We start from the raw sequence: 14,980 nt of genomic DNA, 5'->3' as shown, positions 1-14,980 counted from the left end.
CTACATGCAAGCGATAGGTTTTATTATCTACATGTGCATTGGCATTGTCCAATTAGCAGCAGTTATGGCAGGGCTTGAGTCATGGTGGGGGCTTAGCGGATTCTTCTCGTTTATTCTTGCAGCGATCATAGCCTACATCCCTGTTCTTGGCACGGTGGTTGGCATGGCCGGTGCGATGAAAGCATGGCATTGGGAGTGGTGGCAGGCTGGCGGGTTATTCTTCGGTGCGCTTATCTTGACCTTCGCCTTGGGCGGCATTGCAGGCTTGGCCGAATGGTTCAGTAACAGAAAACGGGCATGAACAAATAACCCCACCAAGCCCCGATCAGCACCCAACAAAAAGCCCGCCTAGCGGGCTTATGTCTTTGTTAGTTATTGTTCCAGCTGGTGTGTAATAAATTTCGAATGGGTTCTAATTTCTTCCTTCATTTTTTCATTTTGTGTGACGTAGTTCACCAAAGCATTCAGTTCCAGCATAGCGCCGCCGATCTCTGAGCCGTCTGCATCCAGCTCTTTAAGCAGCCTTTCCAGTAGTGAAGCCTTAGCTAATCCCGCGATCCCTTCGCGCGTGTTGATGTTTTTCTCCAGCATCCTGCTGGCCGGGTAGCTGTACTTCTTCATCGCGTGTTGCACCTCGCTCAGCTCGTAACTACTGTATAAATAACCATATATAAAAATGATTAGTTTAGCAATATGCGCAATGTAATTACCATTTAGGTAACAAAATTTATAATAACACACAATTAAATTCATGTATGGATTGTCAGCCGCTAGAATGCTCTTTAAGTGAGCAAATGGGGCAAATGAAATGACCGTATCAACTGAGATAAGCCGAGAGGAATACACCGGCAACGGGGTGACGACAGACTTCGACTACCGCTTTCGTGTGTTCTCTGCGGATGAATTGGTTGTATCTGTCGCTGACACAACAGAAAACATCAGTACGCTGGTGCTCAACACCGACTATACGGTGACCGGGTCCGGCAGCCGGACCGGCGGGAAGGTGAAGTTGGTCAACCCGCTGGCGAACGCTTGGCGTATCAGCATCGAGCGCGACCTACCGGTAACTCAGGAAACGGATGTTCGCAACCAGGGTAACTTTTTCCCAGAGGTCCATGAGGATGCATGGGACAAGTTGACCATGCTGATCCAGCAGGCGATTGGTGGCCTTGGCCTTGCGCTGCGTAAACCTAACTGGCTGGCAAAGTATTACGATGCTAAAGGCAATCGTATCGCTAATCTTGGCACCCCAATTAATCCTCAGGATGCAACAACAAAAGGCTATGTTGACTCTGCCGTGGCAGGGTCAACATCGCATACCGATGATCTGTTCAAACGCACGCTGAGAGTTCCAGAGGCATCGGTTAATGTGATGGCTTCAGTCGCCGGAAGGCGCAATAAGGTTTTGGCGTTCGATAACACAGGTAATCCAATAGCGGTATTGCCCGGTAGTGGAACCGCAACCGAAGTGATGATCGAGCTGGCGCAGCCAGATGGTGCAAAATATATCGGGCGTTGCCCTGACGTTGCCACATTGCGTACGATTGAACCATCCGTAGTTAATCAGCGTATTGATCTAGTCCGTTATGGCGTTGGTTACGCTGGCGGCGGCAGTGATATCTATTACGACCCTAACGACACAACCACACCTGACGACGGTGTTATGACATTCGTCACCCCTGGTGGAGCGCGCTGGAAACGCCCTAATACAGGTGAAATTCCGCTCGAATGGGCTGGCTATAGTCCATCATCTAGCAACGCATCATCTGCGCTGCAGAAAATTATTAACCTGATTGTATCGATTGCTGTTAACACAAGCAGTTTTGCAGACCTGCCAATGATTGTTATTAAAAAGGGCAGGTACACAATGCGAGAAACAATAAAGCATGCACCGTTCATCACAATTAAAAGCCGTGGAAACGTTACTTTTAGTTTTGCAGGTGGTGATATTATTGGTTTTAACGTAACCAACGTATGGGACGGACTGAAAAATAATGATGTTTCATTCAACGCATCTTCCGGAGCTTACTTCTTAGATGGCAGCGGCGGGATGATAAGTATCATCGGAATTGGTTCTGCCTCAAGTAATCAGGCTGGTGTTCAACTCGGGAATACTGCAACCGGATACCCAAACTTCCGCGAAGCTAAAATACGTAACATTTTTGTTACTGGGTTTATTTCTGGCACTCGCTGGCGGTCGGTAGATACATACCTTTGCACCATATATGACAGCCGATTTGAACGCAACCGACATGGTCTTCTTGTTGATGACACAACAGCTCGCAATAGCGGAGAGAAATCAACTTTTATAAAGTGTGTATTTGGTGATAGCTCAAACAATGCCATAAACCACAACGCTAGTGGCATGTCTTTTGATTTTGTCAGTTGCAGCTTTGATTTTACTCCTGATCACATCTTGGCGTTTAAGCCGTCGGGAGCATACTCAGATTTGACGTTTATCGGCGGTCACATAGAAGCATTTGGCGGTGCACTTGTACGTCAAGATGCACAGATTGCAGGGGCTGGTCCAAACAGAGTTTTGTTCAATGGAACAACAATTTTACCCCGCAAGAATGTTCCGGGTTACAACGCATTGCGCCAGATATTCAGTGCTGACTCACCTGTTTACGTTAACATGACTGATCATCATTTAATATTTGAAAAAACAAACAATGCTTATTACGGTGCGCTGGTGTCAAGTGGTGACGGTAATTCAACAAACAACGTAAGGCTAAAAACCCGGTCGCATACTGATAAGCCGGAGTATCTGACAACGTATAGCGCTGCGATAAATAATTGGATATTGCTAGGCGCATCAGGAACTGACATTACGGCCACGGGTGATAACAGCGTTGGGCTTACATTCATAATTAGGAATGGCGCCGCAACTGTAAAATATATGGATGTTGACTCCAATGGTGAAATCTCGCTGGAAATATCAACCGCCAATACCGCTACTGAGATTGATATTAATTTTAACGGCCCTCAGTCGATCACGCGGAGAGACACGTTTTATGCGATGTGCTCTGTTAGACCAGGAGGGATAACGGGTGCTCTCAATGTTTCTGGTATTTTGCGAAACATGGCTCAGCGCACTCTCAATGCATCGGGAACTGCATTAGTTGAGAACCTGATAAATATTAGTGCCGACACCAGCATTAACATGCTTCCGTATTTCAATGCCCCAGGAATGCCAAACCCTGGGACTTTTCAATTCATTTCTACACCGCCGCTTTCATGTAAGTCAGATCGCAAGGCGGATTACTGCTACCCAGGGCTGCGAGTATCTGGGTTTGTCGGAGTAATACACGTGAAGCTACCGGCGTGGTGGCTTAAGTCTGCATAGGAGTGGGTATGAAAACAACAGTAATGGTATACGGAGAGCAGGGGCAAGAGCTGGCTAGCTATGGGATGGATGATGAGCGGTTTGACGAAATGAATGCTGCGCAGATCGTTAATGAGTCGCTTAAAAATGCCGCAATGCATGCGCAGTCCAGCGTTGATGATGGCGCTACGGGTTAATTAAACCGCGTCAGCGGGGTAGGACTATGAAAATGGAAAAAATTACTACCGGTTTATCTTATGGTGCCTCAGGCGGTGGCGCCGCTTTCTGGTTCACTCGTTTACTTGACGGCTATACACCAGAACAGTGGGCTGCAATCGGAGTGCTGGGCGGCCTATGTTTTGCGTTCCTAACCTGGCTGATGAACCTTTATTTCAAAATCCGTGAAGATCGTCGAAAGGAAAGAATGGGGAGACTTGTAGATGAGCAAGCTGAATAAAGCAGGTGCCGCCGGTGCAGTCTGTTCGGTGATGGTGATCATCGGCTTGGTACTGTCGAGCGGAGAGGTGAAAACCAGCCAGGCCGGTCTTGAGTTAATCGGAAACGCAGAGGGCTGTCGTCGTGATCCGTATAAATGCCCGGCTGATGTGTGGACTGATGGCGTTGGCAATACACACGGCGTTAACCCGGGCGTGCGAAAAACTGATCAGCAGATCGCCGCGGATTGGAAAAAGAACATCATCGCTGCTGAGCAATGTGTTGTGCGCAATGCAGCAGGCGATAAGCTGCGGCAGGGGGCCTTTGATGCGGCTGTCAGCCTGACGTTTCGTGTTGGTTGTGGTGCCGCCCAGAAATCAACGCTTTTCATGTTGTCGCGCCAGGGGAAAGTAGATGAGGCATGTGAACAGTACCCGCGCTGGGTTTATGCTGCTGGCAAAGTTTTACCCGGACTGGTGACGAGAGCAGGCAAGGAGCGCGCACTATGCCTGGAAAAATGATTGCCTACATTGTGGTGATTCTGCTGGCGCTGGCGGCAATTGTCAGTGCTGGCGCCTGGCTGGCTGGCCGTCATTACCAGCCGACGATTGACCGGCTCAACGATACGCTGACGAAGTGCAAGGATACCGGGCGACAGCAGGAAGCAGTTATCACCAGCCAGAATGCTGGCATTGAGGCACTGCGTAGCGCAGATGCCGAGAGAGCAGCTAAGGTTAAAGCAGAGCAGGAGAAAGCACGTCGCGATGCGCAGGACGATTACGGAAAGGCTAACACCGTTCTGTCGGAACGCACCACTGGTGAAGTATGCGCGGCAGCATCCGCTGCTTTTGACGACGAACTGCGACGGGAGCGTGCAAAGTGAATAAGCTGATCGTTATCGCTTCGCTGGCTATGGCCGGTTGCACCACTGCGCCGCCAGCACCGTCTTACGTTGAGGTCAAAGTCCCGGTGGCGGTACCGTGCAGAACTGCTGACATTGCGCGCCCGGCGTTCGCTGTTGACCAGTTGCCGATCGGTGCTACTATCGACGTCCAGATGCGAGCGCTACGCGCCGAGCGTCACCAGCGGATAGGTTATGAAAGAGAGCTGAACGCCGCTAACGAAGCGTGCAAAAACTGAGCTTCTTTTTCTGGTGACGGTATAAAAGACGGTATCTGATTCCGCTATCTACGATAACACCATATAAAATCAGTTGGTTACATTCACTGTAAATAATTGAGTGGGAATGATTTAACGTCTGGCAATAGCCTGCACGTAAAAGCAATAAAGTACCTCTAAGCCCGCGTAACTGCGGGCTTTTTTGTTTTTGTGTCTGGCACTTTCTGGCAGCTGTTAGCAACGGGAAGCACGGTTTTTTCAATGGGATTTTTGATGGTACTCTCTGGTTTTGAATTCAGATTTGAAAAAGTACCATGTGATAAATCTCGGTTGAGTTATGGTATTTGTTTTTTATAAATCGATTAAAAACATATAGTTAAATGACTTTTCTGAATTTTTTACAACATGGTATTTTTTGATAAAGGAAAACAATAAACCATGTTAACTGACACCAGGCTGCGTCACCTTAAACCGAAGGAGAAGCTCTATAAAGTTAATGACCGTGATGGTCTGTATGTTGCGGTCACTCCGGCTGGAACGATCTCATTTCGTTATAACTATTCAATAAACGGAAGACAGGAGACCGTTACTTTTGGCCGCTATGGTGTGGGAGGGATCACGCTTGCAGAAGCGCGTGAACGGCTCAATGAAGCTAAAAAAATGGTTGCCGGTGGAAGATCGCCAGCGAGGGAAAAAGCCAGAGATAAAGCGCGTATCAAAGATGCGGAGACTTTTGGTGCATGGGCTGATAAATGGTTACGCGGCTATCAAATGGCTGAATCGACGCGTGATATGCGGCGTTCGGTATATCAAAGGGAGTTGAAGTCAAAATTTGCGCAGCAGAAATTGACCGAGATTACACATGAAGACTTACGCGCATTAACCGATAACATTGTCGAGAGAGGGGCACCGGCGACAGCTGTGTACACCAGAGAGATTGTATTGCAAGTCTATCGCTGGGCTATTGAGCGCGGTCAGAAGGTTGAGAATCCCGCTGATCTGGTACGGCCTGCAAGCATAGCGAAATTTGAGCCGCGTGACAGGGCATTGACGCCAGTTGAAATTGGTCTGATGTATCGGTACATGGAACGGGTAGGAACGACGCCATCAATCAGAGCAGCGGTTAAACTTTTGCTGTTAACGATGGTACGTAAAAGTGAGCTTACTAACGCAACCTGGAACGAGATCAATTTTAGTGAGGCATTATGGACGATACCAAAGGAGAGGATGAAACGACGTAATCCACATTTGGTTTTTCTTTCCAGACAGGCTATGGATATTATGATTGCTCTCAAAACCTTTGCCGGTAGCTCTGATTTTATCCTTCCTTCGCGCTACGATTCCGATGCGCCAATGAGTAGCGCTACTTTAAACCGGGTTTTAACACTGACGTATCGACTGGCACAGAAAGAAGGGGAGTTGTTGCCTAAGTTTGGTCCCCATGACTTACGGCGAACAGCTAGTACCTTGCTGCATGAGGCCGGGTACAATACCGACTGGATTGAGAAGTGCCTTGCGCATGAACAGAAAGGGGTTCGAGCTGTTTATAACAAGGCTGAGTATCGCGAGCAGAGGTCAGAGATGCTGCAAGATTTGGCGAATATGATTGATGAATGGGTTCGTAAGTGATTGAGAATAAATAAGTTTCACTATCCCCGCTTGTTATCATATTGGTAGAGGATTTTAGCCGCTAAAATTTGGAGACATATGTGGATCTAAATGCCATCGACATGATACTGGCAAGTAAGCCAGTATCTATTGTGCAGTGGAAGGGCAACTTTAAACGCCCTTGGCTTAGACTTACTTACATGAAAACGAATGCCTTTTACTGTCGTAGATAAGTAAGGTGATTAGCCATTACATAACCATGAAATTTATCCACCCTCTATCATTATTAACCATCCTCTGTAATTCACTGATGAGGTAATATAACTGGTGTCCATTTTTCATAACCGTTCAACAGTTGCTTTGCAATAACAGTCAATGGCAGAAATTCTAATGGATTTTTTATAAAAGAATTGGGTGATATTATTTAGTTTCTTTAACAGAAAGTTAGCAAAGGGCTTTGAAACCCACTGCTGTTTTTATATTGAGATGTTAATTCAATAATTCCAATCTTGTAATATATAATATTTTTTTGTTTATGCCTATTTATTTCAAGTGAGCGGTACTTGCGCTGCATGTAACATTGATATTGACGGAAAATTCCGCTTGACTTACAATGAAAAACCGAACGGAAAACAAGGTCCTTATATGCATAAGTTTAAAGATATTAATTTCGAGTATACGGATGCTCAGGAAGAACGTTTACATGCCCCTAACTTAATTAATGAAGCGTTTGTTGATATAAACAAAATCACTGATTCAATATTTAAACCAAATAAATATATTGTCTATGGGCCTAAAGGTGCTGGTAAGTCAGCTTTAGCATCGAAATTGATGTTTATTGCTCAAGAACAGTGGGAGTTCTTTTGCGAAATTGATGATCTTGAGGAATTCGAATTCTCGTTATTAAAAAGAACCTCTGGAGTTGGCGGAGAAAAAATAGGTGGGGTTGTAATTGTCTGGAAACTACTTCTTTATATAAGGGTTTTATCTCTATATGGCGAGGATGAATTAATATCAGATTCCAGTAGTAATTTAAATGGCCTAATCACTGATTTAAAAAAGTACGGTTTTCTTTCAACTCAAAGCCTCGTGGAAGTTGTTCAAGAAACATCAAGGAAAGGACTTTACGCAAAGTTCTCGAATCTTTTTGGTGCATTAGGATTACAAGGCAATATCGATAGGGCAAGTGAACAAAAGGTAAAAGATCCGGCAGGATTAGTAAATGCAATTGAAAAAGCATTGGTTGAGTTAGGAGAAGTAAAGAATAAACATTATCTTATTATTGATGGTTTAGATTATCTATTAAGAAATGGAAAGGATTATTCGCAATACTTAGTTGACTTAGTCGCTGCTGTTCGACAAGTTAATAATTTTTTCTCAAGTATGAGAAACGATAGTAAGGTGGTGATATTATTTAGGGATGAGATTTTGGATATTTTACCTGACCCTAATCTAACGAAGCGCACAACTGATAATGGTATAGCATTAAATTGGTATGATAAAGAGGGGAAACAGTTTGATAGTTATTTGTTGAAAGTAATTGAAAATAGGGCGAAACTTGCTGGGTATACTGAGGGGATAAAGGAGCTCTGGAAAATGTGGTTCCCGGATAAAATAGGGAAAAAAGATAGTATACTATTCATTTTAGATAACTCCAGATATCTACCCCGAGACCTTATAAGTTTTTTCAGAAGTCTACAAAGTCTTGAAAAATCTCCTCCTTTTAGTGTGCAAGATATATATTCTGCTACTAGTTCATACTCCGAGTGGTTTGTATCGGAACTTAGCGACGCATTAGTCGGTTTAGTCAGTGAAGAAATTAGAAAATCTATTCCAGAAATATTATCTGATATTGGTCCAAGATTTACTGCGAATGAATTTCATGAAGCATTAAAAGAGTACGATGTATCCATGGAAACAGCAGACAGCATACTTGATGTTTTATTCAACACATCGTGGATAGGGAATGTATGGGATAAATTTGGTTCTCCAAGATATGCATGGAGACATAGAAGAGAAAAGGCAGTAATGAATCCCAAAAAAGGGTGCTTAGTACATAATGGTCTTTTAAAATCCCTCAATCTAACATAAATATTATCCTGATTCTTATTGTGCCCGTATAATGCGGGCCTTTTTTGTCTTTATTGGGAAAACCATAATAACTTTCACTTCACTTTGTAACTAATAAATGTATATATTATTATGCAGTATATAATTATTTTATTGTTGGGCAGATTTTTAACTTTAAAAAATCACATTTTATACATTGTTAAATTAGGGTGTTTGGAGTGATGTTTTTTGTAAGATATTTAATGGTTAATAAAGTGAAAAAATTTAATTTATTAACTTACCTATTAAAATAGCTTAATCTTAGCGACATTTTATGAAGGGGGGAATCCTAATACTAATTGTTTCTATATTAGAATGTTGAATTCTTTGTGCACAGATGCTAAGGCTTTGGATACGGCCTGCTTTGTCATAGTTGTCCGATAGTTTTCTTTTAAAATTTTTGCGATTGCATACTGATTAAAGCCATAGCGTTTTAATACGACTATCATCTTCTTAGTATCAGAAAGTTTAGAATCAACCATTCTCCGTGCAATATTTCTAAGATCGCCTACATCTGCTGAGGTTATAGTTTTACCCTGCATCCACTCATAAAAATAGTCGTCAACTAATCCATCTGTTGAGTTTGCATTAGCTTTATTTGGTTTAGCGCATTGCCGTCTCAGTCTTATTAGTTCTTTATTAAACTGTTCTGAAGAACGCTTTCCTTGTCTGTACTTGGGATTCCATTGGCCATCGGTCAGTCTAGGTCTATGGTTCGAGCAGTATCGATGGCTAAGGACCAATTTTTCATGATCGGTAAATTCAATATCGCTAGCAGCATATTCTGATATTTCACTAATAAAATGAGAGTATTCAGTCTGGTTACCGCAGAACTCGCAAAAACCGAGCTTACGCTGAGAATTTATAGTCAACCCTCTTGCCGGTGAGGATTTCTTCGGCCGCTTAGATGCACACTCACTAACTAATTCAATAAGAGACTCAATCGTAGCAATAAGGCATTTATCAAGAGAAGTTTGACGATCTAAAGTCAGGCTGAAATTACGTAAAAGAAGTCTTTGTGCCTGTGCTACGACATTAAAACCCACTTTTTTGGTTAGTTCAGTAAATCCTATATCTGAGCCAGAAATGTAATCCTTATGGCTTAGTGGTAGGGAATTTATAAAAGCCGCTAGTGCAGGGTCAATCACTTCCTGTACCAGACGCAGTATTGGATACCTCCGTGAAGCTATGGAATACGGAGAGCCGCGTTCTAAAAATATTTTGATTGCTGTTGCGACTGCAGGGTCACAGCCTTCCCAGGTAGTAATTTTCATGTCAACCATTTTAGCCAATGAATAGGTTTTAGCAAGTGGTAATGCTTGGCATTGTATAGGCCTGATTGGAAACTGGAGGAAGGTAAATGCAAACAAAGGCAAATAGCACGCTTATTAATAGAAAAACACTTCTGAAAATGATCCCATTGTCAGCGCGGACTATTTATAACCTTGAGCAACGAGGCGAATTTCCTCGCCGTATAGCGCTAACCAGCCGAAATGTTGCATGGCAACTGTCTGAAGTAGAACAGTGGATTGCGGATCGTAAATCAGCAATGTTTAAAGCGGCTAGACCCGGTATTGTTTTAGGTAGGTAACTGTAATGTCATTGAACATAATGGAAGCGTTTGAGGCTAAACCACAACCAATTGATTACGTTTTGCCTAATCTTGCTGCTGGTACTGTCGGAGCGATTGTCTCTCCGGGAGGTGTTGGAAAGTCAATGCTGGCATTACAACTTGCCGTGCAGATTACTTGTAGCGTAGACCTTTTAAACTTTGGTGAATATCCAACCGGGTTAGTGGCCTATCTGCCAGTGGAGGACTCGGCAACTATCATTCACCATCGTTTATATGCTTTGGGAAAATATCTAACAGCGCATCAGCAGCAGCTTGTAGCTGATAAGTTACTAGTAGAACCTTTGGTAGGTAAGTGTCCAAATATTTTCTTGCCAGGTTGGAGCAACTTGATCAATGAAATTTCAAAAGGTAGGCGGCTAATAATCCTGGATACTCTTCGCCGTTTCCACCAGGAAGATGAGAATAATAGCGGAGCAATGTCCAAAGTCATTGGAAAGCTAGAAGGTATTGCTGCTGATACTGGGTGTTCGATTATATTTCTACACCATTCAAACAAAGGTGCTGCCACGATGGGAATTGGTGATATACAACAGGCAAGCAGGGGTAGTAGTGTCCTGGTTGATAATATACGGTGGCAATCTTATCTGGCGGGTATGACCGCCTTAGAAGCGAAGACCTACGGTATTGCTGATGGCATTCGAGGTCAATTTGTTAGATTTGGAATCAATAAAGCAAATTATGGTGAACGTGCCCCAGATCGTTGGTTACAGAGACATGAGGGGGGAGTATTAAGAATAACAGCGCTCAGCTCGAAGAATAATAAAAATCTTACTAAAGAAAGAACATCGGCCTGGAGTGGTGCTGACAATGACAACTGGTAATAAAGTGGCGCCCACAAGTACAGCATGGCAAGCCAGGGTAGTTCTGTATCAGCCAAGCCAGCGTCCTCAAGATCTAAAGGGAAAGTGGATGGAGACCAGTTTCGGACGTTGTCGTGTTACCGGTCGGCTCGGACAGCGTCATGCCGATATCGTGGAGGCAATATTATATGTTGCCGAGAAACGTCGTGAAATTTCTGATGGTGGAATCGAATTATTAGTAGATCCAGCGAAAGTACGCCGAACGCTATCCGATGCACAATATAGCTATGGTCGCATACAAAAATTGCTTATAGATCTCCGCATTGCAACAGTTGAAATTATAACGCCAGAGCTGGAGAGAAGTGGCGACTGTATAATTGGAGGGCTAATCGATCATGTAGTGCCATCACCTATGACTCGGCCTGATCCCTTGACCGGGGGAAAACGTCGTTTATGGCGTGTCCGTCTGGGGGTTGCACTCGCAATGTTGTTGAAAAGGGATTTGCATTTTTATTATCCCCCTGGCCCCATCGCTCGATTACAACATGGTATTAGCCAGGCTGTTGCTCGTCACGTCTTAACTCATAAGCATAATCCTTCAGGAGGCTGGTATATGGATAAGTTGATAATGGCAGTTTGTGGTGAAGGGACGAGTAATATGACTTTGCGTAATTATCGTCGACGATTGAAAGAAGATGCCGGGCAATTGCTTGAAATTGGCATTGAGATAAAAAGTGCCAAGATAAAACGTGTCACAACGGCCCGATAGTGTGCTACAGCGGCCCGATAACGTGTTATAGCGGCCCGATAGCGTGTCACAGCGGCCCGATTTTTTAACTATTCAGCAGTATTTATAGGATCATTCAGTATCTTCAGGCTTTTAAATCGCCAGCCTGAGCAGGCAGGCGCTTTCAAATCTAGAATCGGCCAAAGGCCGATGGTTGGACGCCAGAAGAGGAGATTACCTACGCACTTGTTATATAGACACTTGAGGTAGGTTTTCATGACATATGAGGTACACCCTTAGCCTTATGCATTGGGGGGAGATTTTAGCCGCTAAAATCTGCGGAGTACTTGCTGAGATATGGTAATTAAACTAGTTCATGTAAAAATAAAAGACTTCTTACAATATATCGAAACATGAATAAATTTGGCGGGTGCCAATATATAACTATTAAAGGTGATTTTTAAACGGGAGAAATATAGTTTCCTTGCAAAAAACACATTTGCTGCAGATTTTTATTCGAGTAATCCTGCATTAATACGTTAAGAAAACACATCCAGTACACAGAAATACACAGCGCGTGCATAGATATACAACGGTAACAGTGGGGCAGGACATGTGAAGTAGGCCCACCGCTTACGCGATGTTCCCCTTCACTTCCCTTTATTCGCAGCCGGGGACTGCTCAAAGGGAATCCTGCTCTGCGAGGCTGATCGGCTATCGCCGATACGGAGAGTCATATGACTGTTGCCCAGTCGCAGCTTTCAATACGTCAGTGACTGTTAACAGTGAGAGTGTTCAATATGAATAACCAGTTAATATTGAGGTGGAATATGAAGTTATTGGTACAGATGTTTACATCATTGAGAGGGATTTTAGCCGCTAAAAAAACGGTGCCCATTTTCCTTTCCGTATCGTTGATAGCTCTGGCGGCTAAAGCCGGGATTCCGGTTATTGATGGTACTAACGTGGTTCAAACGACAATCAGCGCAGTCAATAACGTTCAGGCCGTAGCAAAACAAATTCAGCAGTATCAGACACAGCTCCAGCAGTATGAAAATATGCTGCGAAATACTGCTGCGCCTGCAGCATATATCTGGGATCAGGCCAATTCTACGATCAATAAATTACTGCAGGCGCAGGATACACTGAACTATTACAAGAACCAGACAGGTAGTCTTGATTCGTACCTCAAGCGCTATCAGGATATTAATTACTATCGTTCATCAGCTTGCTTCAACAGCAATATTTCATGTACTGCCGATGATATAAAAGCGCTGCGGAGTGCTGATAAGGACAGTTCGGAGGCACGTAAAAAGGCTAATGATGCGGTCTTTAAAGCTCTCGACCAGCAACAAGAATCATTGCAATCTGACGCTGACAACCTTGTAGACCTGCAAAGCCAGGCGAGTGGGGCTACGGGGCAAATGAAAGCAATCCAGGCTGGTAATCAGCTTGCCAGCGCGCAGGCTAACCAGCTCCTGCAGATACGCTCACTTCTGGTAGCCCAACAGAATGCCGCAATGACACTGGCTCAAGTACAGGCAGATAAAGAAGCTCAACAGACAGTAGCTGATGAGAAAGTATTGGCTGGGGATAATAAACCAAGCCCTAAGCGAGTTTGGTGAGGAGACAGAATGAATAATAAATTTTTGATGTCATTTGTTGTAATCATCTCGTTGATTTTATGTTCTTGTGAAAGAAAAGATAAGGAGTGTTTATTGTTGCCAGAAAATAATCCTGATGGATTCAAATACGATAATTGTGCTCTTCGTGGCAATAATAGTCCAAGTCCTAAGCGAGATTGGTAATTATGAAAACTGTAAGCAAACTTACATTTTTAGGTGTAATGTTTTTCTTTTCTATGAATGCCTACGCAGGCCAACTGGATAGCAGTGGTTTACTTGATGCTTTATTAGATAAGTATCAGCAAGTTGCCAGTACATGGACGACAGTATTTGGTAATTATGCAAATTGGCTATTTTGGGGGCTGGTATTAATAAGTATGGTTTGGACGTTTGGTTTAATCGCCATGAAAGGAGGAGGATTGCAAGATTTGCTTGCGGAAATAATAAGATTTTTCACCGTGACTGGTTTTTTCTATTATCTTTTAAATCATGGTCCTGCGATATCTAAAGCTATAATTGATTCTATGAGGGAGCTTGCCGCAAATGCATTAGGAACCAGCGCAGGAATTTCGCCTTCAAGTATAGTTGATATGGCATTTTTGATATTAACGAAGATAAGTTCTGCAGCATCGATCTGGTCACCAATGATATCCACGATAATGATTTCTGTCGCGATAATCGTTTTGGTTGTAATGTCTCTTATCGCCATAAATATGTTGATAATGTTGGTTTCTGCGTGGGTATTATGTTATGCAGGAATCATATTGCTTGGGTTCGGCGGTTCGAAGTGGACTTCTGATATTACAATTAATTATTTACGTACTGTTTTATCAATCGGTATTCAGCTGTTCACAATGACATTAATTATCGGCATTGGACAGTCATTTATAGATCAATACTTTTCTGTTATTAAAGATGATGTTCCTGATCTTAATAGCCTTATCGTTTTGCTTCTGGCGTCAATCATCCTATTAGTATTAACTAATAAGTTGCCACTTTTGTTATCAGGTGTTGTCGGAGGGGCGTCTTTACAAGGGATTGGTGGGTTTGGGGCGGGTATGATCACCGGCGCTGCCGCTACTGCCATCAGCGGTGCTGGGGCAATGGCAATGGAGGCATCAGCTCAAGTCAGCGGTGGAGCCTCTGCATTAAAAGCAGCGTTCGAGTCTGCGCAAGCTGCCATGGCCGAAGAGTCGGGTTCCGGTGGATTAATTGGTGGTGGTGAAGATACCGGTTCTTTAGACTCGTCGGGAGAGCAACCATCCGGTAAAGGTAGCTCCAGTGGGGGAAGCGAAGGTTTTGCTGCATCCTTCTCGCGAGCTGGCCGCATGGCAAGCCATATGGGAAGCAGTATGGCTAGCGGGGCTGCTGAGTACCAGACAATGAAGCGAAGTGGCAAATCTTCTCGCGTCCAACAGACTATTGGAGGGGAGTTGGCGACTCAGATACGTAAACAAACAGCTACTCGTCAGGATAACCGCGAACATGATGATTTTGCCGGAGATAGCTTATCCGGCAAAAATAAATCTTGAATCACGCGCGTCAGTTAACGAGGTAGCGTGAACTGACGCTTTCACTGAGCGAACTTTACTCCTGCAA

17 protein-coding genes are annotated in these 14,980 nt (G+C 43.8%); 15 read left to right on the top strand and 2 right to left on the bottom strand.

The genetic code is table 11. The features are described from left to right. The first annotated feature begins 4 nt into the window (after positions 1 to 4). Complete coding sequence (locus AC2FC2_RS20715; protein WP_490659830.1) at positions 5 to 301, top strand: hypothetical protein; 297 nt, start codon at positions 5 to 7, stop codon at positions 299 to 301. 71 nt (positions 302 to 372) lie between these two features. Here AC2FC2_RS20715 and AC2FC2_RS20710 read toward each other — a convergent pair whose 3' ends face one another. Continuing rightward, on the bottom strand, positions 373 to 621 hold the full coding sequence (locus AC2FC2_RS20710; RefSeq protein WP_490659829.1) for a hypothetical protein: 249 nt from the start codon (positions 619 to 621) through the stop codon (positions 373 to 375). Positions 622 to 808: 187 nt separating this feature from the next. On the opposite strand from AC2FC2_RS20710, the gene AC2FC2_RS20705 reads away from it, so the two are divergent. The 8 genes from AC2FC2_RS20705 (at position 809) to AC2FC2_RS20670 (ending at position 8,578) form a co-directional block, all read left to right on the top strand. Beyond that, on the top strand, positions 809 to 3,346 hold the full coding sequence (locus AC2FC2_RS20705) for a putative phage tail protein (protein ID WP_490659828.1): 2,538 nt from the start codon (positions 809 to 811) through the stop codon (positions 3,344 to 3,346). 8 nt (positions 3,347 to 3,354) lie between these two features. Next, positions 3,355 to 3,522, top strand: a complete 168-nt coding sequence (locus AC2FC2_RS20700; RefSeq protein ID WP_490659827.1) for a hypothetical protein — start codon at positions 3,355 to 3,357, stop codon at positions 3,520 to 3,522. Between the two features lie 26 nt (positions 3,523 to 3,548). Further along, entirely contained in the window at positions 3,549 to 3,782 is a 234-nt protein-coding gene (locus AC2FC2_RS20695; protein WP_149573044.1) for a class II holin family protein, read from the top strand. Continuing rightward, the gene (locus tag AC2FC2_RS20690) at positions 3,766 to 4,281 is read left to right on the top strand and encodes a lysozyme (protein ID WP_490659826.1); all 516 of its coding nucleotides are present in this window, start codon (positions 3,766 to 3,768) and stop codon (positions 4,279 to 4,281) included. Before AC2FC2_RS20695 ends, AC2FC2_RS20690 begins: the two co-directional genes overlap by 17 nt. Continuing rightward, positions 4,266 to 4,643, top strand: a complete 378-nt coding sequence (locus AC2FC2_RS20685; RefSeq protein WP_490659825.1) for a hypothetical protein — start codon at positions 4,266 to 4,268, stop codon at positions 4,641 to 4,643. The genes AC2FC2_RS20690 and AC2FC2_RS20685 overlap by 16 nt, the downstream gene beginning before the upstream one ends. Continuing rightward, entirely contained in the window at positions 4,640 to 4,900 is a 261-nt protein-coding gene (locus tag AC2FC2_RS20680; protein WP_490659824.1) for a hypothetical protein, read from the top strand. The genes AC2FC2_RS20685 and AC2FC2_RS20680 overlap by 4 nt, the downstream gene beginning before the upstream one ends. Positions 4,901 to 5,317: 417 nt before the next feature. Continuing rightward, complete coding sequence (locus AC2FC2_RS20675; RefSeq protein WP_490659823.1) at positions 5,318 to 6,508, top strand: tyrosine-type recombinase/integrase; 1,191 nt, start codon at positions 5,318 to 5,320, stop codon at positions 6,506 to 6,508. Between the two features lie 582 nt (positions 6,509 to 7,090). Then, positions 7,091 to 8,578, top strand: coding sequence for a P-loop ATPase, Sll1717 family (locus AC2FC2_RS20670; RefSeq protein ID WP_490659822.1), 1,488 nt, complete (start codon positions 7,091 to 7,093; stop codon positions 8,576 to 8,578). Positions 8,579 to 8,901: 323 nt separating this feature from the next. On the opposite strand, the gene AC2FC2_RS20665 is transcribed toward AC2FC2_RS20670, so the two are convergent. Next, positions 8,902 to 9,870, bottom strand: coding sequence for a LuxR family transcriptional regulator (locus AC2FC2_RS20665; protein ID WP_490659821.1), 969 nt, complete (start codon positions 9,868 to 9,870; stop codon positions 8,902 to 8,904). 86 nt (positions 9,871 to 9,956) lie between these two features. Here AC2FC2_RS20665 and AC2FC2_RS20660 point away from each other — a divergent pair, with 86 nt between their 5' ends. From AC2FC2_RS20660 to trbL, 6 genes are all read left to right on the top strand, one after another. Continuing rightward, positions 9,957 to 10,187, top strand: a complete 231-nt coding sequence (locus AC2FC2_RS20660; protein WP_050927029.1) for a helix-turn-helix transcriptional regulator — start codon at positions 9,957 to 9,959, stop codon at positions 10,185 to 10,187. 5 nt (positions 10,188 to 10,192) lie between these two features. Beyond that, on the top strand, positions 10,193 to 11,050 hold the full coding sequence (locus AC2FC2_RS20655) for a helicase RepA family protein (RefSeq protein WP_490659820.1): 858 nt from the start codon (positions 10,193 to 10,195) through the stop codon (positions 11,048 to 11,050). Next, positions 11,037 to 11,798 carry an ABC transporter ATPase gene (locus AC2FC2_RS20650; RefSeq protein WP_490659819.1) on the top strand — a complete coding sequence of 254 codons (762 nt, stop codon included), beginning with the start codon at positions 11,037 to 11,039 and terminating at the stop codon, positions 11,796 to 11,798. Before AC2FC2_RS20655 ends, AC2FC2_RS20650 begins: the two co-directional genes overlap by 14 nt. Positions 11,799 to 12,586: 788 nt before the next feature. After that, the gene (trbJ, locus tag AC2FC2_RS20645; protein WP_490659818.1) at positions 12,587 to 13,381 is read left to right on the top strand and encodes a P-type conjugative transfer protein TrbJ; all 795 of its coding nucleotides are present in this window, start codon (positions 12,587 to 12,589) and stop codon (positions 13,379 to 13,381) included. 9 nt (positions 13,382 to 13,390) lie between these two features. Next, positions 13,391 to 13,564, top strand: a complete 174-nt coding sequence (locus AC2FC2_RS20640; protein ID WP_490659817.1) for a hypothetical protein — start codon at positions 13,391 to 13,393, stop codon at positions 13,562 to 13,564. Between the two features lie 2 nt (positions 13,565 to 13,566). Continuing rightward, positions 13,567 to 14,913: a P-type conjugative transfer protein TrbL gene (gene trbL, locus AC2FC2_RS20635; protein WP_490659816.1), complete on the top strand. Its 1,347-nt coding sequence runs from the start codon at positions 13,567 to 13,569 to the stop codon at positions 14,911 to 14,913. The last annotated feature ends 67 nt before the right edge of the window (positions 14,914 to 14,980 follow it).

This window comes from Serratia sp. CoH_122_TC_1 (assembly GCF_058191755.1).
This window is presented reverse-complemented; position numbering and strand designations above follow the sequence as displayed.